Origin of the sequence: Pseudomonas sp. RtIB026, from assembly GCF_016861355.2 — a bacterium.
Lineage (GTDB): Bacteria > Pseudomonadota > Gammaproteobacteria > Pseudomonadales > Pseudomonadaceae > Aquipseudomonas > Aquipseudomonas peradeniyensis.
Map to the genome: position 1 here is coordinate 1,909,217 of NZ_AP023348.2, position 20,794 is coordinate 1,930,010.

General features: G+C 65.3%; 20 protein-coding genes. 10 read left to right on the top strand and 10 right to left on the bottom strand.

Translation table 11 applies throughout. The features are described 5' to 3' along the window. Positions 1-19 precede the first annotated feature (19 nt). A complete protein-coding gene (locus tag PRtIB026_RS08635; RefSeq protein ID WP_203647845.1) occupies positions 20-928 on the bottom strand; it encodes a LysR family transcriptional regulator in 909 nt (302 codons plus the stop codon). Between the two features lie 103 nt (positions 929-1,031). Here PRtIB026_RS08635 and PRtIB026_RS08640 point away from each other — a divergent pair, with 103 nt between their 5' ends. Continuing rightward, the gene (locus PRtIB026_RS08640; RefSeq protein ID WP_203647844.1) at positions 1,032-1,907 is read left to right on the top strand and encodes an MBL fold metallo-hydrolase; all 876 of its coding nucleotides are present in this window, start codon (positions 1,032-1,034) and stop codon (positions 1,905-1,907) included. A gap of 28 nt (positions 1,908-1,935) precedes the next feature. Next, positions 1,936-2,553: an NAD(P)-dependent oxidoreductase gene (locus PRtIB026_RS08645; RefSeq protein WP_203647843.1), complete on the top strand. Its 618-nt coding sequence runs from the start codon at positions 1,936-1,938 to the stop codon at positions 2,551-2,553. Between the two features lie 126 nt (positions 2,554-2,679). Here PRtIB026_RS08645 and PRtIB026_RS08650 read toward each other — a convergent pair whose 3' ends face one another. Continuing rightward, on the bottom strand, positions 2,680-3,561 hold the full coding sequence (locus PRtIB026_RS08650) for a LysR substrate-binding domain-containing protein (protein WP_203647842.1): 882 nt from the start codon (positions 3,559-3,561) through the stop codon (positions 2,680-2,682). Positions 3,562-3,673: 112 nt separating this feature from the next. On the opposite strand from PRtIB026_RS08650, the gene PRtIB026_RS08655 reads away from it, so the two are divergent. Then, positions 3,674-5,311, top strand: coding sequence for a 5-guanidino-2-oxopentanoate decarboxylase (locus tag PRtIB026_RS08655; RefSeq protein ID WP_203652701.1), 1,638 nt, complete (start codon positions 3,674-3,676; stop codon positions 5,309-5,311). A 72-nt stretch (positions 5,312-5,383) separates the two neighbouring features. Here the strand turns inward: PRtIB026_RS08655 and PRtIB026_RS08660 are convergent, their stop codons facing one another. Beyond that, the gene (locus PRtIB026_RS08660; RefSeq protein WP_110737424.1) at positions 5,384-6,304 is read right to left on the bottom strand and encodes an AraC family transcriptional regulator; all 921 of its coding nucleotides are present in this window, start codon (positions 6,302-6,304) and stop codon (positions 5,384-5,386) included. Between the two features lie 202 nt (positions 6,305-6,506). Here PRtIB026_RS08660 and PRtIB026_RS08665 point away from each other — a divergent pair, with 202 nt between their 5' ends. Together PRtIB026_RS08665 and PRtIB026_RS08670 are read left to right on the top strand one after the other, a co-directional pair. Next, the gene (locus tag PRtIB026_RS08665; protein ID WP_050703928.1) at positions 6,507-6,800 is read left to right on the top strand and encodes a putative quinol monooxygenase; all 294 of its coding nucleotides are present in this window, start codon (positions 6,507-6,509) and stop codon (positions 6,798-6,800) included. A gap of 42 nt (positions 6,801-6,842) precedes the next feature. Next, positions 6,843-7,076 carry a hypothetical protein gene (locus tag PRtIB026_RS08670; RefSeq protein ID WP_203647841.1) on the top strand — a complete coding sequence of 78 codons (234 nt, stop codon included), beginning with the start codon at positions 6,843-6,845 and terminating at the stop codon, positions 7,074-7,076. On the opposite strand, the gene PRtIB026_RS08675 is transcribed toward PRtIB026_RS08670, so the two are convergent. Both PRtIB026_RS08675 and PRtIB026_RS08680 read right to left on the bottom strand, forming a co-directional pair. Next, positions 7,077-7,682: a flavin reductase family protein gene (locus tag PRtIB026_RS08675; RefSeq protein ID WP_203647840.1), complete on the bottom strand. Its 606-nt coding sequence runs from the start codon at positions 7,680-7,682 to the stop codon at positions 7,077-7,079. It lies immediately after the preceding gene. Positions 7,683-7,800: 118 nt separating this feature from the next. Beyond that, positions 7,801-8,127 (bottom strand): hypothetical protein, encoded by a 327-nt coding sequence (locus PRtIB026_RS08680; RefSeq protein ID WP_203647839.1) that lies wholly within the window; start codon positions 8,125-8,127, stop codon positions 7,801-7,803. Positions 8,128-8,470: 343 nt separating this feature from the next. Between PRtIB026_RS08680 and PRtIB026_RS08685 the strand changes: the two genes are divergently transcribed. Next, complete coding sequence (locus PRtIB026_RS08685; protein ID WP_203647838.1) at positions 8,471-9,223, top strand: hypothetical protein; 753 nt, start codon at positions 8,471-8,473, stop codon at positions 9,221-9,223. A gap of 30 nt (positions 9,224-9,253) precedes the next feature. On the opposite strand, the gene PRtIB026_RS08690 is transcribed toward PRtIB026_RS08685, so the two are convergent. From PRtIB026_RS08690 to bglX, 5 genes are all read right to left on the bottom strand, one after another. Further along, a complete protein-coding gene (locus PRtIB026_RS08690) occupies positions 9,254-10,405 on the bottom strand; it encodes a Fic family protein (protein WP_203647837.1) in 1,152 nt (383 codons plus the stop codon). 126 nt (positions 10,406-10,531) lie between these two features. Further along, a complete protein-coding gene (locus tag PRtIB026_RS08695; RefSeq protein WP_420713634.1) occupies positions 10,532-11,851 on the bottom strand; it encodes an MFS transporter in 1,320 nt (439 codons plus the stop codon). Between the two features lie 258 nt (positions 11,852-12,109). Further along, positions 12,110-13,444 (bottom strand): sigma-54-dependent transcriptional regulator, encoded by a 1,335-nt coding sequence (locus PRtIB026_RS08700; protein ID WP_203647836.1) that lies wholly within the window; start codon positions 13,442-13,444, stop codon positions 12,110-12,112. Then, positions 13,438-15,195 carry an ATP-binding protein gene (locus PRtIB026_RS08705; protein WP_203647835.1) on the bottom strand — a complete coding sequence of 586 codons (1,758 nt, stop codon included), beginning with the start codon at positions 15,193-15,195 and terminating at the stop codon, positions 13,438-13,440. The genes PRtIB026_RS08700 and PRtIB026_RS08705 overlap by 7 nt, the downstream gene beginning before the upstream one ends. 118 nt (positions 15,196-15,313) lie before the next feature. Next, the gene (gene bglX / locus PRtIB026_RS08710) at positions 15,314-17,605 is read right to left on the bottom strand and encodes a beta-glucosidase BglX (protein WP_232854627.1); all 2,292 of its coding nucleotides are present in this window, start codon (positions 17,603-17,605) and stop codon (positions 15,314-15,316) included. Positions 17,606-17,808: 203 nt separating this feature from the next. Here bglX and PRtIB026_RS08715 point away from each other — a divergent pair, with 203 nt between their 5' ends. The 4 genes from PRtIB026_RS08715 to PRtIB026_RS08730 all read left to right on the top strand — a co-directional run bounded on the left by PRtIB026_RS08715 (position 17,809) and on the right by PRtIB026_RS08730 (position 20,767). Then, positions 17,809-18,417: a TPM domain-containing protein gene (locus tag PRtIB026_RS08715; RefSeq protein ID WP_234560679.1), complete on the top strand. Its 609-nt coding sequence runs from the start codon at positions 17,809-17,811 to the stop codon at positions 18,415-18,417. 195 nt (positions 18,418-18,612) lie between these two features. After that, entirely contained in the window at positions 18,613-19,833 is a 1,221-nt protein-coding gene (locus PRtIB026_RS08720; RefSeq protein WP_203647834.1) for a class I SAM-dependent methyltransferase, read from the top strand. 167 nt (positions 19,834-20,000) lie between these two features. Beyond that, positions 20,001-20,273, top strand: a complete 273-nt coding sequence (locus PRtIB026_RS08725) for a hypothetical protein (protein ID WP_267813750.1) — start codon at positions 20,001-20,003, stop codon at positions 20,271-20,273. Beyond that, positions 20,273-20,767, top strand: coding sequence for a helix-turn-helix transcriptional regulator (locus PRtIB026_RS08730; RefSeq protein ID WP_062572979.1), 495 nt, complete (start codon positions 20,273-20,275; stop codon positions 20,765-20,767). The genes PRtIB026_RS08725 and PRtIB026_RS08730 overlap by 1 nt, the downstream gene beginning before the upstream one ends. Positions 20,768-20,794 lie beyond the last annotated feature (27 nt).

The following is a 20,794-nucleotide window of genomic DNA, read 5'->3' on the forward strand; positions in this document are numbered from 1 at the left end:
GGATCTGCATGGCCTGGACTCAGCTCAATCCCTTGTCCCACTCCGGCTCGTCGCCGAACCGCTGCGCCAGGAAGTCCAGCATGCTGCGCAGTGTCGCCGGCATGTGCTTGCGCGAGGTGTACACCGCATTCAGGGTCAGCTCCCGTGGCCTGGCGTGCGGCAACAGCCGCACCAGCTCGCCACTGCGCAACGCGGCCGCAGCCTGGTAGGTGGGCAGCATGGCGATGCCGACGTGGGCCAGGGCGGCTTTCTGCAGGGTCATGGCCTCGTTGGCGCTGATATTGCCCTGCACCGGCACGGCGACGCTCTGCCCGTCCACCTCGAAATGCCACAGGCTGTGACCGAAGTAGGCATGGGTCAGGCAGTTGTGCCGGCTCAGTTCCTCGACCTGGCGCGGCGTGCCGTGCTCGCGCAGGTAGGCGGGGCTGGCGCAGACCACCGAGCGGCACACGCTCAGGCGTCGGGCGATGAGGTTGGGGTCGACGTCGTTGCTGGTGCGGATGGCCAGGTCGATGCGCTCGTCCACCAGGTTGACGGTGCGGTCGAGCATCTGCAGCTCCACCTTCACCCCGGGATAGCGTTTGACATAGGCCGCCAGCGCGTCCACCAGCTGGGCCTGGCCGAACGAGGTGCTGACGCTGATGCGCAGTTCACCGCGGGGGGCGTCGTCCGGCTGGCGCACGGCGTTCTGCAGGTCGCCGGCCAGCTCCAGCAACTGGCGGCAGCGGGGCAGGGTTTCGAGGCCCGCCGCTGTCAGGCTTAGCTTGCGCGTGGTGCGCTGCATCAGGCGCGCGCCGACCCAGTCCTCCAGCTCCGCCAGGTAGCGTGATACCACGGGCCTGGAAAGCTCCAGATGATCCGCCGCGGCGGACTGGCTGCCCAGGTCGACGACGGTGACAAATACGCGCATGGCGTTGAGGCGGTCCATGATCTGTCCGATTTCAGAAACAAACTATGTCGAAGCATCGCATTTTTTGTATTGGTTCGGGCAACTAAGCTTGCCTGCATCGTCCCACTCACAGGATCTTGCGATGTCTCTTCTCACTCCCTTGCGCGGTCTGCTGCTGGCCTGTCTCACCCTCGGCGGCCAGGCCATGGCCAGCGAACCGCTCAAGCTCGAAGCCTACAACCCTGGCCACGCGGCGATCTTCCCGGTCAGCTCGGTGATCGTCAGCGGCGCCCACGACGTCATCCTGGTCGACGCCCAGTTCGGCAAAGGCCAGGCCGAGCAGGTGGTCGAACGCCTGCGTGCCAGCGGCAAGCAGCTGACCACCATCTATGTCAGCCATGGCGACCCCGACTACTACTTCGGCCTGGACACCATCACCCAGGCGTTTCCCAAGGCCCGGGTGGTCGCCTCGGCCGCCACGGTCGAGCACATCCGCAAGACCATGGACGCCAAGCTGGCCTACTGGGGCCCGCAGATGGGCGCGGACAAGCCGGCACGCCTGGTGGTGCCGCAGGTCCTCGAGGGCAATCGCCTGGAGCTTGAAGGCCAGGCACTGGAGGTTGTCGGCCTGGACGGTCCACAGCCGGACCGCAGCTTCGTCTGGATTCCCTCGATCAAGGCAGTGGTCGGTGGTGTGGTGGTTTCCGAGCATATCCACGTGTGGATGGCCGATACCCAGACCGCGAAATCCCACGCCGACTGGCTGAGCACCCTGACGAAGATCGAGCAGCTCGCCCCGCGCACGGTGATCCCCGGGCATTACCTGGGCGACAGCAGCCGCTCGCTGGACGCTGTGCGCTTCACCGCCGGCTACATTCGTGACTTCGATACCGAAGCCGCCAAGGCCGCCGATTCCACCGCGCTGATCGCGGCGATGAAGCAACGCTACCCGAACCTTGCCGACGAGAGCTCCCTGGAACTGGGGGCCAAGGTCGCCAAGGGCGAGATGAAGTGGTAATCCCTTTCAACCTGTTGGAGTGTTTCCCATGAGCAAGATCGCAATCATCGGCGCCACCGGGCGCGCCGGCAGCCAGTTGCTGGAAGAGGCCCTGCGTCGTGGCCACAGTGTGGTGGCCATCGCTCGGGATCCGGGCAAGCTGCAAGGCCGTGACGGCGTGACGGTCAAGGCGCTGGATGCCAAGGACAGCGCCGCCCTGCAGACGGCCGTGACTGGCTGCGATGCGGTGTTGAGCGCGGCGCATTTCTCCACCCTCGAGCCTGGCGCGATCATCGAGCCGGTCAAGCGTGCCGGGGTCAAGCGCCTGCTGGTGGTGGGTGGTGCCGGCAGCCTGCTGCTGCTGCCATCCGGGCACCGGGTGATCGACAGCCCGGACTTCCCCGAGGCCTACAAGGCCGAGGCCAGTGCCGGGGTGCGCTTCCTCGAGACGCTGCGCCGCGAGCCGACCCTGGACTGGACCTTCCTGTCGCCGTCGGCGGAGTTCGTCGAAGGCGAGCGCAGCGGGCACTACACCCTGGGCAAGGACCACCTGCTGATCGGCGCTGATGGCAAGAGCTGGATCACCTTTGCCGATTACGCCATCGCCATGCTCGACGAGCTGGAGAAACCGGCGCACTCGCGGGCGCGGTTCACGGTCGGCTACTGAGTCGCGCGGTACCCTGTAGGAGCGGCCTCGTGCCGCGAAAGGGCTGCACAGCAGCCCCAGGCTTTCAGCGACAAATCAGATATCGCCGGGGCCGCTATGCGGCCCTTTCGCGGCACAAGGCCGCTCCTACAAAGGTTGCGCAAGGCTTGAGGCGCGCGTCTGCAGCCACTCCACCAACTCGACCAGCCCCGTGGGCATGGTCTTCGACGGGCTCACCAGGTAATAGCCCTTCCCGGTCGTCACCTTCAGCTCGAACGGCATGCACAACCGGCCTGTGCGCAGGTCGTCGCCGATCAGCGAGAAATCGCCGATGGCGATCCCCGTCCCCTGGGAGGCCATGGCCATTGCCATGTCCAACGTCTCGAAGTGCTGCTTCGGCCCCTGGGGCTCGAACCCGGCGTTGGCCGCCTGCAACCACAGCTGCCAGTCGTGTTCGTCCCGCGAGGGGTGCAGCAGCATCTGCCGCGCCAGGTCCTGCAACTGCAAGAGGTCGCTTGATACCGATGGCGCGCAGACCGGCGTCAGTTGTTCATCGAACAGCTTGCGTACCTGCAGCCCATGGTTCGGCGCCGCGCCATACACCACGGCCGCATCGAAGCCCTCGCGGCGAAAATCCACGCCGTGCTGCACCGTGGTGGTCAACTCCACCGGCACGTCCGGGCGCAGTGCCTGCCATTCCAGCAAGCGTGGCAGCAGCCAGCGCATCACGCAGGTCGGCGCCTTTAGCTGCAGTGTCGCGCTACGCCCGCCGACCTCGCGCACGCCTTGCTCGATCAGGGCAAAGATCTGCTGCACCCGGGGCAGCCAGTCCTGCCCTTCGCGGGTCAGCGCCAGGCCCCGGGCCTGGCGCTGGAACAACGCGTAGCCCAGGTGCTCCTCGAGCCCGGCGATCTGCCGGCTGACCGCGCCCTGGGTGATGTGCAGCTGTTGCGCGGCGCGGGTGAAGTTGCAGTGCCGGGCGGTCACCAGGAAGGTGTGCAGGGCGGGGAGGGGCGGCAGGCGTTTCATTGTGACAAGCCATGATGTGAGGTCATGGCTAGTATGTGTTTTTTTGCATTGTGGCGGTAGTCGGCGCTTGGTTCCATGAGCACAGGTCTCAACAAGAATCGGGTACTCGATGATGGCAACCTGTGGTGAAGTGCTGGTCAAACTCCTCGAAGGCTATGGCGTCGATCATGTCTTCGGCATTCCCGGCGTGCATACCGTGGAACTCTACCGCGGCCTGGCCGCCTCCTCGATCCGCCACATCACCCCGCGCCACGAGCAGGGGGCCGGGTTCATGGCCGACGGCTACTCGCGTACCCGGGGCAAGCCTGGGGTGTGCTTCATCATCACCGGCCCGGGCATGACCAACATCACCACCGCCATGGGCCAGGCCTATGCCGACTCGATCCCGATGCTGGTGATTTCCAGCGTGCAATCGCGTAGCCAGCTGGGCGGTGGACGCGGCAAGCTGCACGAGCTGCCCAACCAGGCTGGCCTGGTCGCGGGGGTGGCGGCGTTCTCGCACACGCTGATGAGCGCCGATGACCTGCCCGAGGTGCTGGCCCGCGCCTTCGCCGTGTTCGATGGCGCCCGTCCGCGCCCGGTGCATATCGAGATCCCGCTGGATGTGCTGGTGGAACCCGCCGATCACCTGTTGCCGGGCCGCGTGGTGCGCACCACCCGGGCCGGCGCCGCGCCACAGACCGTGCAACGCATGGCCGTGCGCCTGGCCAAGGCGCGGCGTCCGCTGATCCTGGCCGGTGGCGGTGCGCTGAAGGCGGGCGCCGGGCTGGCGCGGCTGGCCGAGCACCTGCAGGCGCCGGTGGCGCTGACCATCAACGCCAAGGGGTTGTTGCCCGCGAACCATCCGCTGCAGATCGGCTCGACCCAGACCCTGCCGGCCACCCGTGCGCTGGTGGCCGAGGCCGACGTGGTGCTGGCCATCGGCACCGAACTGGCCGAAACCGACTACGACGTGACCTTCAAGGGCGGTTTCGAGATCCCCGGCAGCCTGCTGCGGATCGATATCGACCCGGACCAGACGGTGCGCAACTACCTGCCCGAACTGGCCCTGGTAGCGGATGCCGCCCAGGCTATTGAAGCGCTGTTGGTGGCCCTGAACCTGCAGGCGCAGCCGCCGCGCGAAAGCGATTGGGGAGCGGCGCGGGCCGCCCGCCTGCGCCAGGACAACGCGGCCAGCTGGGACCAGCCGACCCTGAGCCAGACCCGTCTGCTGACCAGCATCCTGCAGACCCTGCCGGACGCCATCCTGGTGGGCGACTCGACCCAGCCGGTCTATACCGGCAACCTGACCCTGGACATGGCCAGGCCGCGTCGCTGGTTCAATGCCTCCACTGGTTACGGCACGCTGGGATACGCGTTGCCGGCCGCCATGGGCGCCTGGCTGGGCAGCGCCGAGTCGCCCGCCGTACGCGCGCCGGCGGTGTGCCTGATCGGTGACGGCGGGCTGCAGTTCACCCTGCCTGAGCTTGCCAGCGCGGTCGAGGCGCAGGTGCCGTTGATCGTGCTGCTGTGGAACAACCAGGGGTACGAGGAGATCAAGAAGTACATGGTCAACCGGGCGATCGAGCCGGTCGGCGTGGACATCCATACCCCGGACTTCATTGGCGTGGCGCGGGCGTTGGGGGCCGAGGCAGAGGACGTGGGTGATGTGGCGCAACTGCAGGCAGCGTTGGGCAGGGCGGTGGAGCGCAGGGGGCCGACCTTGATCCAGGTGGATCAAGGTCAGTGGCAGCGGGCGGTTCAGGGCTGAAGCTGCAGCGAGGGCTTTGCCCTCGATCGCGGGGCAAGCCCGCTCCTACAGTCGCCCGATGTTTGTCTCTTTTCAGCTGGCGCTGGCGCGCAGGCGCGCCACGTCGCGAATCGGCGGCGCGCCGTACAGGCGGCTGTACTCGCGGCTGAACTGCGACGGGCTTTCATAACCTACCCGGTAGCCAGCCACCGCGGCCTCCAGCCCGTCGTTGAGCATCAGTCGCCGCGCCTCCTGCAGGCGCAGCTGCTTCTGGTACTGCAACGGGCTCATTGAGGTCACGGCCTTGAAACGGTGGTGCAGGGTCGAGGTGCTGAGGTTGACCTCGCGCGCCAGGTCCTCGATGCGCAAGGGCTCCTGGTAATGCCGATTGAGCCAGGCGATGGCCTGGCATACCCGGTGGGTCTGGCTGCTGGACAGGGCGATCTCGCACAGCCGCCAGCCCTGGGGGCCACGCAGCACGCGATACATCAGCTCGCGGCGCACCAGTGGGGCGAGCACGGCAATATCTCGTGGGCTGTCGAGCAGGCGGACCAGGCGCAGCAGCGTGTCGAGCAACTGCGGATCGCTTTTCTCCACGAACAGCCCTCGGCCGGAGGATTGGCCGGGGACCAGTATCGGCCCGCTCTCGGCGATCAGCTGGCTGATCTGCGCCGGGTCGATGTCCAGGCGCAAACCCAGGCAGGGGTTCTCGGGGCTGGCTTCGAGCAGGGCGCCGGTGATGGGCAGCGTTACCGAGACCACCATGTAGTGCAGCGGGTCGTAGGTATAGCGCTCGTCGCCCAGGAACAATGTCTTGCTGCCCTGGGCCAGGATGCACAAGGCCGGTTGCGCCAGGGCCGGCATGCCGCGCACATCTTCTTCATAGCGAGTCAGGTACAGGTCTTCGATGGCCGACACCGCGCCATAGGGGCCATTGGCGTGACGTCGGATCAGCCCGGCCAGCTCCTGGCGTTGCTGTTCCAGAAGCGGATCGAGGGGCGTGGATGAACTCATGGCGGGATTCCTCTGCTGACCGACGCAGCATAGGTTTGGGCAATGGCAGGCGCTAGTCGAAAGCTGCAGATCGATTGCCTGATCCTGCCGCGTTGCAGGATCAGGCAATCGGCCGGCAGTAATGGCCTAACGTCCCGCGCGGGCGAACCTCTAACCTTGGCAGCCTGGTTTTCCCGTCCGTAGCGCTTCAAGGAGATCGTTCATGACCCAGCAACAACCGGTCACACACCTGGCTTTCATCCGCGCCAGCAACGGTCGATCCGCAGAACTCGGCGTGCGCCTGCGCGACCTGCTCGAGCCGTCGCGACGTGCGCCGGGCTGCCTGAGCTTCAGCGTGCAGCGCTCGCAGGTCGATGCCGACCTGTGGCTGCTCAGCGGCAGCTGGTGCGACCAGCAGGCGATGAGTGGCTATTTCGCTTCGCCCACCCTCGACGTGTTCGGGGAGCTGGTGCAGGAGCAGGTGGTCAGCAGCCTGGACCTGCATACCTTCGCCTAACGTGTAGAATGCCGCCCCTCGATCACACAGGCGCAAAGCGACATGGCACGTAGAGAATTCCCCCACTTCGAAGCGGTTTCGGCAATGGTTCCGGTGCAAGGCGGCGGCTACTACGCGGCGATCGCCGTGAAGGCCCTGGTCATGGGCGGTGCGCCGCGCTTTCACAAAGTGCTGGACGGGCAGGTGTTCCAGTCGGCGATCGCGGCCGACCAGGCCGCTTGTGCCGAACTCGAACGCCTGCAGGGCGTGAGCGAGGAAGGTGAACTGGTCTTCTGATCAGACCTGTGGGCGAGCCATCTTGAACAGCTCGCCCAGCGCGAAGTAGTCGGCCGGGCCGCCGCCACGCAGGATCGGCTCGGCGGCGGCGGTGTCGTAGATGCCGTCCTTGAGCAGGTGCTCGGCAATGTGCACCGCCACCACCTCGCCGAGGATCAGCCAGCTGGGCACCACTTCCTGGTCCGCACGCTTGAGCTGGACGATCTGGCTGACCTTGCATTCGAAGCTCACCGGGCTTTCGCCCACGCGCGGCACCTTGACCACATTCGAGGCGGTCGGGGTGAGGCCGCTGAGCGTGAACTCATCGACATCCGCCGCCACGGCGGCGCAGCTCTGGTTCATCTGCTGCGCCAGCGGACGGGTGGCCAGGTTCCAGACGAACTCACCGGTCTGCTCGATGTTGTTCAGGCTGTCTTTGCGCCCGACGCTGCAGAAACCGATGATCGGAGGGATGTAGTTGAAGGCGTTGAAGAAGCTGTAGGGCGCCAGGTTCAGGCGGCCTTCGCGGTCGTGGCTGGAGATCCAGCCGATGGGCCGTGGGCCGACGATGGCGTTGAACGGGTCATGGGGCAGGCCGTGGCCTTTGGCGGGTTCGTAGTAGTACATCTGCGCAAGGCCGCGAGGCCCTTCCTGGTGGGGGACAAGGCGCCTAGTGTGCCAAGGCTTGGCCCGGCTGCAAATGATCAAGCCCGGCCGAAGCCGGGCTGGTTGCGCGCATCAGCGATCAGCTGATGCGGTGGCCGTTGGTGCGGTCGAAGCCATCTTCGGCGAAGCGCTGGCCGCCGGTGCGATCAAAGCCGTCTTCGGCGAAGCGTTGGCCGCCGGTGCGATCAAAGCCATCTTCGGCGAAGCGCTGGCCGCCTGTGCGATCGAAGCCGTCTTCGGCGAAGCGTTGGCCGCCGGTACGATCAAAGCCATCTTCTGCGTAGGTGGCCGACTGACTCTGCACGGCAGCGAAGGTGTGGGCGCCGGTACGATCGAAGCCGTCTTCGGCAAAGGCGCCAGTGGCCAGAACAGAGAGGGCGAGGGTAAGGATCAGTTTGTTTTTCATGGTCGTTGCTCCGGTGAGTTGCTAGGGGTTGTTGTTTCTATGGGTCCAATGCTACGCCTATAAAATCGATAAAAAAGCGCAAAAAATAGCGCAAAAGAATCTATTTATTAGATTATTTAGGGTGTGGCTATCCCTGGCTTGCAGTGAGCATCGCGTGTGGCGTGCAGCACGAGCGCCAATGATTTTCCAGTTCGACAAAGATGAAAGGCGGAAATTAATGGGGAGTTAAGGGCACGCGAGCCTGGGGATTAAGCAATCAACGGATTTTTCATACGGCTCAAACCGATTTTTCAGGCTTCGCTCGCCACCATCGCCGCACTTGAACCCCTGGAGCGGCACACCCATGAACAAACTCCCGCAAATCACCTTGGCCTTCTGGGTCATGAAGATCTGCGCCACCACCCTCGGCGAGACGGCCGGCGACCTGCTGTCGATGACCCTGGACATCGGCTACGCCATGAGTTCGCTGTTGCTTATCAGCGTGTTCCTGGTGACCCTGCTCACCCAGCTCTACTCGCGCCGTTACCACCCGATGCTGTACTGGCTGGTGATCCTCGCCACCAGTACCGCCGGTACCACCATGTCCGACTTCATGGACCGGACCCTGGGCCTGGGCTACGCCATGGGCTCGGCACTGCTGATCGGCATTCTCCTGCTGACCTTTGCCCTGTGGCGCCTGAGCGGCAACCCGCTGGACGTCAGCCGCATCCGCAATCGTGGTGGCGAGCTGTTCTATTGGGTAGCGATCCTGTTCTCCAACACCCTGGGCACCGCCCTGGGCGATTACCTGGCCGATGATTCCGGCCTGGGCTTCGCCGGTGGCGTGCTGCTGATTGGCTCGGGGATCGCGCTGGTGGCCGCGGCCCGCTACTGGACGAAGATCTCGGGCGTCGTGCTGTTCTGGATCGCCTTCGTCCTCACCCGTCCGTTCGGTGCCACGCTGGGCGACGTGCTGACCAAGTCACACGAGAAAGGCGGGCTGGATTTCGGCACGGTGGGCTCATCGCTGGTGCTTGGCGGCTTGCTGCTGGTACTGGTGCTGATGGCCACCTATTACCAGCGTCGCGAGCCGCAGCGGGTGGCCGAGCTGTCGTAACCATGGGTTGGCCGGCTTGACCGGCCTTGCTCAGGCTTCTCGGGTATCGATCCTGTAGCGGGTGCTTCGTCCGCCGCCGGGCAGACGAACCAGGCAGTGCTTGTCCAGCAGGTCGGCAAGGTGCCGGGTGGCTGTGGCCTTGGAGACCTTGGCCACAGCCTGGTACTGGCTGGCGCTGATACCCGCCTCGAAGCCGCGAGGGCCACCGTCGAGCAGGCGATTGAGCACTTTGACCTGTTCGGGTAACAAGCCGTCGCCACGATGGATCAGCCAGAAGCGTGCCTTGGCCAGCACCCGGTCGATGCGCGCCAGCGCTTGCTGGAGGCTGCGCAGCAAGGTGGCAAGGAACCAGGCCAGCCATTGTGTGACGTCCAGATCGCCGCGCTGGCTGCTTTCAAGGACTGCGTAGTAGCCGGCCCGGTCTTCCAGGATGCTGCTGGATATGGCGTAGAAACGGACCGCCCGCTGCTCGCCCTGGGCCAATGCCAGGTCTGTGATGGCGCGGGCCAGGCGGCCATTGCCATCGGCGAAGGGGTGCAAGGTGACGAACCAGAAATGGGCGAGCCCCGCGCGTAGCAGGGGGTCGAGTTGCCGATCACTGCGGCTTCTCTCGAACCAGTCGAGGAACTGCTGCACCTGCTGCTCCAGGCCGGCACGCGGCGGTGCTTCGAAATGCACCCTGGGTTTGTCGATACGACCCGACACCACCTGTATCGGGGCATCGTCGCGCCATGCGCCGACTGGCATGGGCGGTGCGAGCGTAGTGTCATGCTCGGGGAACAGCCAGCGATGCCACAGGAACAGGCGCTGCTGATCCAGTGGCCGAACATAGCCCATGGTCGCATCCACCATCAACTCGGCCAGGCCCTCGCTGCGTGTCGTGGTCGTTCCTGGCTCGGCAATCCCGAGCCGGCGGGCCAGGGAAGAGCGCACGGACTCCACATTGAGCTGCTCACCCTCGATGGCCGAGGACGTGACAATGTTCTGCAGCAGGGTATCGAGTGTATCGAGGTTGGCATTGGCCTCGGTCACCGCCCCCGCTCTGCCCAGCAGGCAGCCTTGCGCCTGGACGCAGTCCCTGAGCAAGGTTGCCAGTTGCGACGCGTCCCAACGAACGTCGGGCCAGTCGGCCTGCTGCCAGACCCAGACGGTGTCTGCAGCCGTGTGCGCTTTTGGGTTCATGAGCCAAATAATAGCGTCATTCGGCTCATGATATGAGCCGAATGACGCTATTATTCGGCTCACAATCCATTAAAAAAGGGGCGCCCGGTCATCCGGAGCGCCCCTTTTCAGTTCTGCGAGGAGGGATCAGTCGGTGGTGATCCGCGAATGCTGCTTGGTGTCCTTCATGGTCGCGTACACCAGCAACGAACAGGCGATGCAGGCGGTGACGTACCAGTAGTAGCCAGTCTCCATGCCGGCGCTCTTGAACCACAGGGCCACGTACTCGGCGGTGCCGCCGAAGATCGACACGGTCAGCGCGTACGGCAGGCCGACGCCCAGGGCGCGGATCTCGGTCGGGAACAGTTCGGCCTTGACCACGGCGTTGATCGAGGTGTAGCCGCTGACGATGATCAGCGCGGCCATGATCAGGAAGAACGCGCCCCACCAGGTCTGGATGGTGTGCAGGGTGCTGAGGATCGGCACGGTGAACAGGGTGCCGAGCACGCCGAAGGCGATCAGGATAGGGCGTCGACCGATCTTGTCGGACAGCCCGCCGATCACTGGTTGCAGGCACATGAACAGGAACAGCGTGGCCGCCGAAATGGTGGTCGAGTCGCTGATGCTCATGCCCACGGTGTTGACCAGATACTTCTGCATGTAGGTGGTGTAGGTGTAGAAGGCCAGGGTTCCGCCCATGGTCAGGCCGACTACGGTCATCAGCTCCTTGGGATGGCGCAGCAGGGTGCGCATCAGGTTTTCCTTGGATTTTTCCTTCTTGGTGAAGGACGCGGTTTCTTCCATGCCGCGACGCAGGTACAGGGCGACCACCGCGCACAGCGCGCCGATCACGAACGGCACGCGCCAGCCCCAGGCATACAGCTCCTCGGTGGTCAGGGTGTTCTGCAGGACGATCAGCACCGCCAGGGCGATGAGCTGACCCGAGATCAGGGTGACGTACTGGAAGCTGGAGAAGAAGCCACGGCGTTCCTTGCTGGCCATCTCGCTCAGATAAGTGGCGGAGGTACCGTATTCGCCACCCACCGACAAGCCCTGCATCAGGCGGGCGATGACCAGCAGGACTGGCGCAGCGACGCCGATGGTCTCGTAGCCCGGGGTCAGGGCGATGACCAGGGAGCCTGCGCACATCAGCAGCACCGAAGCCATCAGTGCCGCCTTGCGGCCCTTGCGGTCGGCGTACAGGCCCATCAGCCAGCCACCGATCGGGCGCATGAGGAAGCCCACGGCGAAGATCGCGGCGGTGTTGAGCAGTTGGGCGGTGGTGTCGCCGGCGGGGAAGAAGGCCTTGGCGAAGTACAGCGAGAATGCGGCGTAGACATACCAGTCGTACCATTCGACCATGTTGCCGATGGAACCACTGAAGATCGATTTAAGGCGGCTGGCGGTGGACTTTTGCGCGGCGGGCGCAACGGCCGCCCCGGTGGGCAGAGTGCTGGCGTTATCCATCAGGGATACCTTCTCGTTGTTTTTGTGGAGCGCGCTCGAGGCGCAGCTTGAGAAGGGTTTTGCAGGAGGTGTGCCAGGTGGGGGCGCAGTGATCCGTTTGGGTGCATCGCGAGCCGGTCCGCTCCCACGCAACCCCTGTAACCTGCGGGTAATGCATATCCTTGTAGGAGCGGGCTTGCCCCGCGAAGAAGTGCCTCGGAGGATCAGTGAGTGAGCGGAATTTCGCTTGTTCTCGCCAATGGATAGGCAAGAATCCGCTCATTCGCGCTCAAGAAAGTCCTCTCTCACCAACCCATGCCGCTGCATCTTTTCATTGAGTGTGCGCCGCGGCAGTTGCAGTGCCTCCATCACGCCCTTGATCTCACCCTTGTGCTGGCGCAGCGCTGCGCGCAGGCACTGGGCTTCGAACGCTTCCATCTGCTCGACCAGGGATTGCCCGCCGGACTCGATCTCCAGGGCCGGCGAGCCCAGCCCCAGGGCATGCCGTTCGGCGGCATTGGCCAGCTCGCGCACATTGCCCGGCCAATCGTGGGCCAGCAGGCGCGCCAGTTGCGCGCCGCTCAGCGGTGGGGCGCTGCGCCCCAGGCGTTCGGCGGCGCCGCGGGCAAAATGCTCGAACAGCAGTGGGATGTCCTCGCGCCGTTCGCGCAGGGGTGCCAGGCGCAACTCGGCGACGTTCAGGCGGTAGGCCAGGTCTTCGCGGAAACGCCCGGCGCGGGCTTCTTCAAGCAGGTCCGGCTTGGTCGCGGCAATGATGCGCAGGTCGACGCTGATGCTCTGATTGGCGCCCAGCCGCTCGAGCTTCTGTTCCTGGATCACCCGCAGCAGCTTGGCCTGCTGGGCCAGGGGCATGCTCTCGATTTCGTCGAGGAACACGGTACCGCCATTGGCGTACTCCAGTTTGCCGATTCGCTTGCCCTGGGCACCGGTGAACGCGCCACTTTCATGGCCGAACAGCTCGGCCTCGAACAATGTTTCGGGAATGGCCGCGCAGTTGAGGGCGACGAAGGGTTTGTCGGCGCGCGGGCCGAAGTCGTGCAGGCAGCGCGCCACGCGCTCCTTGCCGCTGCCGGTTTCACCGCGGATCAGCACGTTGACCGGCAGGCCGGCCAGCTCCAGCACCTGGCGGCGCAGTTGCTGCAAGCCCTGGGACATGCCCAGCAGGGTGTTCTCCAGCTGCGCCTTGAGGTCGGCCTGCTCATGCAGGTGGCGGTTCTCCAGGACCAGCTGGCGCTTTTCCAGGGCCCGGCGCAGGCTGCCCATCAGGTGCTGTGGTGTGAACGGCTTTTCCAGGAAGTCATAGGCGCCATTGCGCATCGCTTCCACGGCCATGGGCACATCGCCATGGCCGGTGAGCAGGATCACCGGCAGGTCGGGGTCGTTCGCCTGCAGCTGTTCGAGCAGTTGCAGGCCGGACATGCCGGGCATGCGTACGTCGCTGAGGATCACCCCGGGGAAGTGCGGCTCGAGCCTGTCCAGACAGTCTTCGGCGCGGGCGAACAGTTGCACGCTGAAGCCCGACAGGCTCAGCCACTGTTCCACCGCGGTGCGGATGCTCGCTTCGTCGTCGACGACAATCACCGAATTCAACATACAGGCTCCAGGTCGCGGGGCAGGGTGAGGCTGAAGCGGGCACCGCCCGGCAGGTTCTCGACCTGCAGGCGGCCACCGGCGTCGATGACGATGCCATAGGAGATGGCCAGGCCCAGGCCCAGCCCTTCACCGACCGGCTTGGTGGTGAAGAACGGATCGAAGACCCGGTCCAGGTCGCAGTCGAGGATGCCACCACCGGAATCGAGCACGCTCAGGCGCCATTGCCCATCGTCTGCCTCGATGCGGATCTCCAGGCGTTTGTAACGTTTGTCGGCCATGGCGTCGATGGCGTTGCGCAGCAGGTTGATCAGCACCTGCTCGAGGCGGATCGCGTCGCCGCGGACCCAGGCCGGGCGGGCCAGGTACAGCGCCACTTCGACGCCTTCGGCGCGGATGCGGGTATCCAGCAGGTGCAGCGCCTGGTCGACCACCGTGGCCAGGTCCAGGCGTTCGCGCAGGCCGCCGGGGCTGTTGCGGGCGAAGGTCTTCAGGTGGCCGGTGAGCGCGGCCATGCGGGTCAGCATCTGCTCCAGCGGCTCCAGGGCCTGGCGGGCTTCGTCATGGCGGCCATGGTCGAGCAGCAGGCGCAGGGTTTCCAACTGCATGCGCTGGGTGGTCAGCGGCTGGTTGATTTCGTGGGCCAGGGCTGCCGACATCTGCCCCAGCGCCGCCAGCTTAGCCGATTGCACCAGGCCTTCCTGGGCGGTATGCAGCTCACGGGTGCGCTCCTCGACCAGGCGCTTGAGCTCTTCGCGGCTGCGTTGGCGCAGGCGGGCCAGGCGCAGGCGCTGGCTGACGAACAGCGCGGCGAACACCAGGCTCAGCCAGATGGCTGCAGCAGCGAGGGCGGCGTTGCGGCCATCCTCGGCGACCTGCGGCTTGCGCAGCAAGTGCAGGGTCCAGCCTTCGGCCTCCAGGGGCAGGCGCTCCCACAGGTACTCGGCGGTGCCATCCGGGCCTTGCACGCGGGTCAGGTGGCTGGTGTCGGTGAAGCGGGTCAGGGCCTGGTGCTGCAGGGGCACCAGCGGTTGCTTGTCGTACTGGCGGGTTTCGGCCAGTTCGGCGCGGTCGGCGCCGGACAGCGGTTGCAGCTCGCGGTAGCGCCAGCCGTCCTGATTGGCGATGAAGGTGATGCCGCGGGCATCGCTGACCAGCAGGATATCGCTGCCCTGGCGCCACTCGCGTTCCAGCTCCGGGAACTCAAGTTTGACGACCATGGCGCCGAGGAAGCGGCCATGTTCGTCGTTTACCGCGCTGGACAGGAAGTAGCCCGGCACGCCGCTGGTCACGCCGACGGCATAGAACCGGCCGCTGCCCTGGCTGCGGGTCTGCTTGAAATAGGGGCGAAAGCCGTAGTTGGAGCCGACATAGGTGGTCGGCAGGCGCCAGTTGCTGGCGGCGATGGCCAGGCCCGTGCGGTCGAGCAGCTCCAGGGTGGAGGAGTTGGCGGCGCCGTTGATGCGTTCGAGCTTGCGGTTCAGGGCGTCCTGCACCGGCTCGGTGATCGGACCGCGCAGGGCCGCGATCAGCTCCGGATCCAGCGCCAGCACCGCAGGCAGGGCGCGATAGCGCTCGATCAGGGTGTGCAGGGCGTTGGCATACAGGCCCAGTTGCTCGCTGGCCCGGCGGGCGTCGGTTTCCATGGCCTGGCGCTTGGCCTGGTGCATGGCCCAGCCGGCGCTGAGGGTGGTGCCGACCAGGATCAGCAGGATGATCAAACCCAGGCGCAGGGCGCGGAAGGATGAGGGCATGGGGCGGATCCGGGATCTCGGTTGTCTGTGCCGGCCTCATCGCGGGGCAAGCCCGCTCCCACAGGATTGCAGATGTTCCTGTGGGAGCGGGCTTGCCCCGCGAAGGGGCCGAACCTGCTTAACGCAGCTCGAAGCTCTGCTGCTGCACCGCCTGCGAGTCGAGGCCGATCTGCACATTGAACTGGCCAGCTTCGGCGACGTGCTGCAGTTGGCCATTGTAGAACTTCAGGTCCTGCTCACTGATGTCGAAGGTCAAGGTTCGCGCTTCGCCGGCCTTGAGCATGACTTTCTGGAAGTTCTTCAGTTCCTTGACCGGGCGGCTCATTGACGCACTCTGGTCCTGGATATACAGCTGCACCACGGTCTCGCCGTCACGCTTGCCGGTGTTCTTCACCGTAACCTTGGCCTGCAGGGTGCCGCCACGCTTGAGTTCCTTCTGCGACAGCGCCAGCCCCGACAGCTCGAAGCTGGTGTAGCTCAGGCCGTAGCCGAACGGGTACAGCGGGCCGTTGGGCTCCTCGAAGTACTGCGAGGTGTAGTTGCCCGGCTTGCCCGGGGTGAACGGACGGCCGATGCGCATGTGGTTGTAGTACATCGGGATCTGCCCGACCGAGCGTGGGAAGGTGATGGCCAGGCGACCGGACGGGTTGTAGTCGCCGAACAGCACGTCGGCGATGGCGTTGCCGCCTTCGGTGCCGCTGAACCAGGTCTCGAGGATGGCGTCGGCCTGCTCGCGCTCCCAGGCAATCGACAGCGGACGGCCGTTCATCAGTACCAGCACCAGGGGCTTGCCGGTGGCCTTCAGCGCCTTGATCAGGTCGCGTTGCACCGCCGGGATCTCCAGGGTGGTGCGGCTCGACGATTCGTGTGACATGCCGCGGGACTCGCCGACCACGGCCACCACCACATCCGACTGCCTGGCGGCCTTGACCGCTTCGTCGATCAGCACGGCGGCGGGACGTGGGTCATCGACGATTTCCGGTGCGTCGAAGTTGAGGAAGTTCAGGTAGTCGAACATGGCCTTGTCGCCGGTCACGTTCGAACCCTTGGCGTAGACCAGCTTGGCCTTGCCTTCCACGGCACGGCGCAAGCCCTCGCGCACGGTGACCGAGTGCTGCGGTTTGCCGTCGGCGGCCCAGCTGCCCATCATGTCGATCGGCGCATCGGCCAGGGGACCGACCAGGGCGATGGTGCCGGCCTTTTTCAGCGGCAGGGTCTGCTCGCGGTTCTCCAGCAGCACCAGGCCACGGCGTGCCACGTCGCGGGCGGTGTCACGGTGCAGGCGGTCTTCTGCGTAGTAGTCCTTCAGGTCGGTTTCGGCCTTGGGAATGCGCACATAGGGGTCCTTGAACAGCCCCATGTCGTACTTGGCGCCCAGCACTTCACGCACCGCCTGGTCCAGTTCGGCCTGGCTGACTTCGCCGGACTTCAGCAGCCCTGGCAGCTCCTCGCCGTAGAGGGTGTCGTTCATGCTCATGTCGATGCCGGCCTTGATCGCCAGCTTGGCGGCCTCACGGCCGTCGCGGGCAACGCCATGGCGGATCAGTTCCTGGATGGCGCCGTGGTCGCTGATGGTCACGCCCTTGAAGCCCCACTCCTTGCGCAGCAGGTCGTTCATCAGCCAGGTGTTGGAGGTGGCCGGCACGCCGTTGATCGAGTTCAGCGCCACCATCACCCCGCCGGCACCGGCGTCGAGCGCGGCGCGGTAGGGCGGCAGGTAGTCGTTGTACATCTTCGGCAGGCTCATATCGACCGTGTTGTAGTCGCGCCCGCCCTCCACCGCGCCGTACAGGGCGAAGTGCTTGACGATGGCCATGATGCTGTCGGCGTTGGCCGGGCTCGAGCCCTGGAACGACTTGACCATCACCTGGCCGATCTTCGAGGTCAGGTAGGTGTCCTCGCCGAAACCTTCACTGGTGCGGCCCCAGCGTGGGTCGCGGGCGATGTCGACCATCGGCGCGAAGGTCATGTCCAGCGAATCGGCGGCGGCCTCGATGGCCGAGGTGCGGCCGACCTTGGCGATGGCGTCCATGTCCCAGGACGAGGCCAGGCCCAGGCCGATCGGGAAGATGGTGCGCTCGCCGTGGATAGTGTCGTAGGCGAAGAACATCGGGATCTTCAGACGGCTGCGCATGGCCGCGTCCTGCATCGGCCGGTTCTCGGGGGCCGTACGCGAGTTGAAGGTGCCACCGATGCGTCCGGCGGCGATTTCCTCGCGGATCTTCTCGTGGGGCATCTCGGGGCCGATGCTGATCAGGCGCAGTTGGCCGATCTTCTCGGCCTCGGTCATCTGGCCGACCAGATGGTCGATGAACGCCTGCTTGTCTTGCAGGGGCGCGGCGGTTGGGGCGGCAAGGGCCGCCTGACTGGCAAGGCCCATGGCCAGGCCCAGCAAAGACAGTTTCATCATCAATTCCGTTGTCGAGTGATATGCGGCTGGCCGAGACGTTTCGTACGCCTGTTATTGTCGCGTCCGCTGGCGGTTCTGTGGATCATTCATCCATGATCCGGCGCAGTCGCGGATTATGCCTTATATGAGGCGTTTGTTGAGATACACTCTCGCCCACCCGATTGCCGGGATAACAACGATAAGAACGCTCGAGAGACGATGGCATGACCGAATACGAACAGCGCCAGATCGCCGAGGCGATCGCCCGCGCCGAGCGGCGTACCGATGCGGAGCTGGTGACCGTGCTGGCCCGCCGCGCCGATGACTTCCCCTACCTGCCGTTGCTCTGGGCCGCCCTGTTGGCCTTGCTGATCCCTGGCGCGTTGCACCTGTGGCTGGGCGGCATTGGCGTCAATGGCCTGCTGCTGGCGCAGATGCTGACCTTCATCAGCCTGTGCCTGCTGTTGCGCCACCCGCGCCTGGCGGCCTGGGTGGTGCCGGTGGTGCTGCGGCGCCGGCGTGCGTCGGGCCTGGCCCGCCAGCAGTTTCTCGAGCTCAACCTGCAGCGTACCGCTGGTGCCACGGGGGTGCTGATCTTCGTCAGCGAAGCCGAGCGTCATGTCGAGATATTGGTTGATGAGGGCATTGCCCGGCACCTGCCCGAGCAGGCACGCGAGGCGATCGTCGCCCGCTTCACCGATCAGGTGCGCCAGGGCCATACCCTGCAGGGTTTCGTCGAGTGCATCGAGGCCTGCGGCGAGCTGCTCAGCGAACACGTGCCGCCCACCCATGCGCGCAACGAGCTGCCCAACCGCCTGGTGATTCTCGACTGATTCTCGTGGTCTGAATCAATGCTTGTTGTCGTGGGAGCGGGCTTGCGCCGCGAACACCGGCGAAGCCGGTGTCATGCATCGAGTTATCGGCTTCGCGGGCAAGCCCGCTCCCACAGGGGTTCGCGATGGCCTGACATCGACGTAGAATGCCCGGCATTGCGCATCGCGCCCCCGCATTCCGAGGCACCCGTTCCCATGTCGTCCCCTTCTTCCGCCCCCACCGCGCCGGACCCGCGTGCCCAGTTCCTGAGCCTGCTAGCCGATGCCCTGGCTGATGGCAGCCTGAGCAAGCTGGTGCTGGCCCGTCATGTCGGCGCCGACCAGACCCTGCAGCGGATCATCGCCAAGCCGGTGCAGATCAAGGGCCAGGCCTGTCTGTCGCTGGTCTACCGTCACCAGACCCGCGACATCACCCGCAACCTGGGGCTGGACCCGGCGCTGGCGCTGGTGGCCGAGCTGCTGCCGGAGAGTTTTCGCAACGCGCACCTGTTCACCGCCGCCGGCGAGGTGCAACTGGAGTTCAGCAAGAAGGGCAAACCGATGCTGCGCCGTCACCTGGCCCAGCCGGCGCCGCGTGAGGCGGGGGCTGGCGGGCACGACCGCGAGAAAAAGCGCTACCTGGAACTGTCGCGACCGTTCCTGCGCGACCTGGGGGTGACCGATGGGCAGGGCGCGCTGATCCCGTCGATGTCGCGCAAGTGGAAGCAGATCAACAAGTTCATCGAAGTCTTCGACCATGCCTTGAGCGGTGCGCCGGTGGATGCGCAGCAGGCGCTGAAAGTCGCCGACTTCGGTTCGGGCAAGGGCTACCTGACCTTTGCCATGCACGACTACCTGCGCAATACCCTCGGGCGTGAGGCGCAGGTCACCGGGGTCGAGTTGCGTCCAGACATGGTCGAGCTGTGCAACGCCGCCGCCGCGCGCCTGGAGCATCCGGGCCTGGTGTTCGAATGCGGTGATGTGCGCAGCGTGGTGCCTGAGGCCATCGACGTGATGATCGCCCTGCATGCCTGCGACATTGCCACCGACTACGCCATCCACACCGGCATTCGCTGCAACGCCGCGATCATCATGTGCTCGCCGTGCTGCCACAAGCAGGTTCGTCCGCAACTGCGCAGCCCCGGCCTGTTGCAACCGATGCTGCAATACGGGCTGCACCTGGGGCAGCAGGCCGAAATGCTCACCGACAGCCTGCGCGCGCTCTATCTTGAGGCCTGTGGCTACGAGACCAAGGTGTTCGAATTCATCTCGCTCGAGCACACCAACAAGAACAAGATGATTCTTGCGGTCAAGCGCCGACAGCCCCAGGACAATGCCGCGCTGCTGGAGAAGATCGCCGAGCTCAAGGCGTTCTATGGGGTACGCGAGCATTGCCTGGAAACCCTGCTGCAGGCGGATGGTCTGATTGCTGGGTGATTGAACCTACAGCACCTTCCCAGTTTCGGTTAGGCCGTTTCCGAAAGAGTCTTTCTGAGCCTGTTGCAGCCTCTCTGGCACCTAGTCTGGCTTGTGGTGACGCCCGTCGGCGTCGCATGGTTGTCACTTGACAACCTTATTCCCATGCCCATACTGGAGCTCAATCGATGGCCCGTCCTCTCCATCCAAACAAGGAAGTCGAGCAGTCCCTGACACACGCTGAGGCGCAGGGCTGGAAAGTCACGGTGCGGGGCGGCCATTGCTGGGGGCGGATCTATTGCCCCAACAACGACCGCGAATGCCGCTGTGGCGAGTTCTGCATCACCAGCGTGTGGAGCACGCCCAGAAATCCGGGCTCCTTCGCTCGCCAGTTGCGCCGGGTCGTGGACAACTGCACGTCGATGCGTGGGATCGTCAATCAGCCAGTGGAGCGAAAGTGATGGAGTACGAATTCACCCTCAAGTACCAATTGCACGACGGCGTGGATGTCGATGCACTGATCGAGCTTCTGGGAGAGGCCGGTTGCGATGACGCGGTGGTCGGTAGCGGTCAGCCCGGTCGCCTGGCCCTGGCCTTCGCCCGCGAGGGCAAGACTGCGCGGGAAGCGATGCACAGCGCCCTGGAGAATGTCCGGCAGGTCTTGCCGGAGGCCCGCCTGATCGAAGCCAGTCCGGACCTGGTCGGCCTGACCGATGTGGCGGCGCTGGTGGGGGTGTCCCGACAGAACATGCGCAAGCTCATGCTCACGCATCACCGCACTTTCCCGGCCCCGGTGCATGACGGCAGCCTTTCGCTCTGGCACCTGGCCGACATCCTGGCCTGGATGCAGGAACGGGGTACCCACGCCGTTGCCCAGGCGCTCCATGAACTGGCTGTCGTGGCGATGCAGGTGAATGTCGCCAGGGCCCAGGAACGGGTGGCGAGTGGCAGGTGATGCAGTCCATTGCATCATCGCCGTTGC

Bases quoted from the DNA above. Each gene is read 5' to 3' on its own strand.
- PRtIB026_RS08635 (WP_203647845.1), bottom strand. From the start codon at position 928: ATGGACCGCCTCAACGCCATGCGCGTATTTGTCACCGTCGTCGACCTG.
- PRtIB026_RS08640 (WP_203647844.1), top strand. From the start codon at position 1,032: ATGTCTCTTCTCACTCCCTTGCGCGGTCTGCTGCTGGCCTGTCTCACC.
- PRtIB026_RS08645 (WP_203647843.1), top strand. From the start codon at position 1,936: ATGAGCAAGATCGCAATCATCGGCGCCACCGGGCGCGCCGGCAGCCAG.
- PRtIB026_RS08650 (WP_203647842.1), bottom strand. From the start codon at position 3,561: ATGAAACGCCTGCCGCCCCTCCCCGCCCTGCACACCTTCCTGGTGACC.
- PRtIB026_RS08655 (WP_203652701.1), top strand. From the start codon at position 3,674: ATGGCAACCTGTGGTGAAGTGCTGGTCAAACTCCTCGAAGGCTATGGC.
- PRtIB026_RS08660 (WP_110737424.1), bottom strand. From the start codon at position 6,304: ATGAGTTCATCCACGCCCCTCGATCCGCTTCTGGAACAGCAACGCCAG.
- PRtIB026_RS08665 (WP_050703928.1), top strand. From the start codon at position 6,507: ATGACCCAGCAACAACCGGTCACACACCTGGCTTTCATCCGCGCCAGC.
- PRtIB026_RS08670 (WP_203647841.1), top strand. From the start codon at position 6,843: ATGGCACGTAGAGAATTCCCCCACTTCGAAGCGGTTTCGGCAATGGTT.
- PRtIB026_RS08675 (WP_203647840.1), bottom strand. From the start codon at position 7,682: ATGTACTACTACGAACCCGCCAAAGGCCACGGCCTGCCCCATGACCCG.
- PRtIB026_RS08680 (WP_203647839.1), bottom strand. From the start codon at position 8,127: ATGAAAAACAAACTGATCCTTACCCTCGCCCTCTCTGTTCTGGCCACT.
- PRtIB026_RS08685 (WP_203647838.1), top strand. From the start codon at position 8,471: ATGAACAAACTCCCGCAAATCACCTTGGCCTTCTGGGTCATGAAGATC.
- PRtIB026_RS08690 (WP_203647837.1), bottom strand. From the start codon at position 10,405: ATGAACCCAAAAGCGCACACGGCTGCAGACACCGTCTGGGTCTGGCAG.
- PRtIB026_RS08695 (WP_420713634.1), bottom strand. From the start codon at position 11,851: ATGGATAACGCCAGCACTCTGCCCACCGGGGCGGCCGTTGCGCCCGCC.
- PRtIB026_RS08700 (WP_203647836.1), bottom strand. From the start codon at position 13,444: ATGTTGAATTCGGTGATTGTCGTCGACGACGAAGCGAGCATCCGCACC.
- PRtIB026_RS08705 (WP_203647835.1), bottom strand. From the start codon at position 15,195: ATGCCCTCATCCTTCCGCGCCCTGCGCCTGGGTTTGATCATCCTGCTG.
- bglX (WP_232854627.1), bottom strand. From the start codon at position 17,605: ATGATGAAACTGTCTTTGCTGGGCCTGGCCATGGGCCTTGCCAGTCAG.
- PRtIB026_RS08715 (WP_234560679.1), top strand. From the start codon at position 17,809: ATGACCGAATACGAACAGCGCCAGATCGCCGAGGCGATCGCCCGCGCC.
- PRtIB026_RS08720 (WP_203647834.1), top strand. From the start codon at position 18,613: ATGTCGTCCCCTTCTTCCGCCCCCACCGCGCCGGACCCGCGTGCCCAG.
- PRtIB026_RS08725 (WP_267813750.1), top strand. From the start codon at position 20,001: ATGGCCCGTCCTCTCCATCCAAACAAGGAAGTCGAGCAGTCCCTGACA.
- PRtIB026_RS08730 (WP_062572979.1), top strand. From the start codon at position 20,273: ATGGAGTACGAATTCACCCTCAAGTACCAATTGCACGACGGCGTGGAT.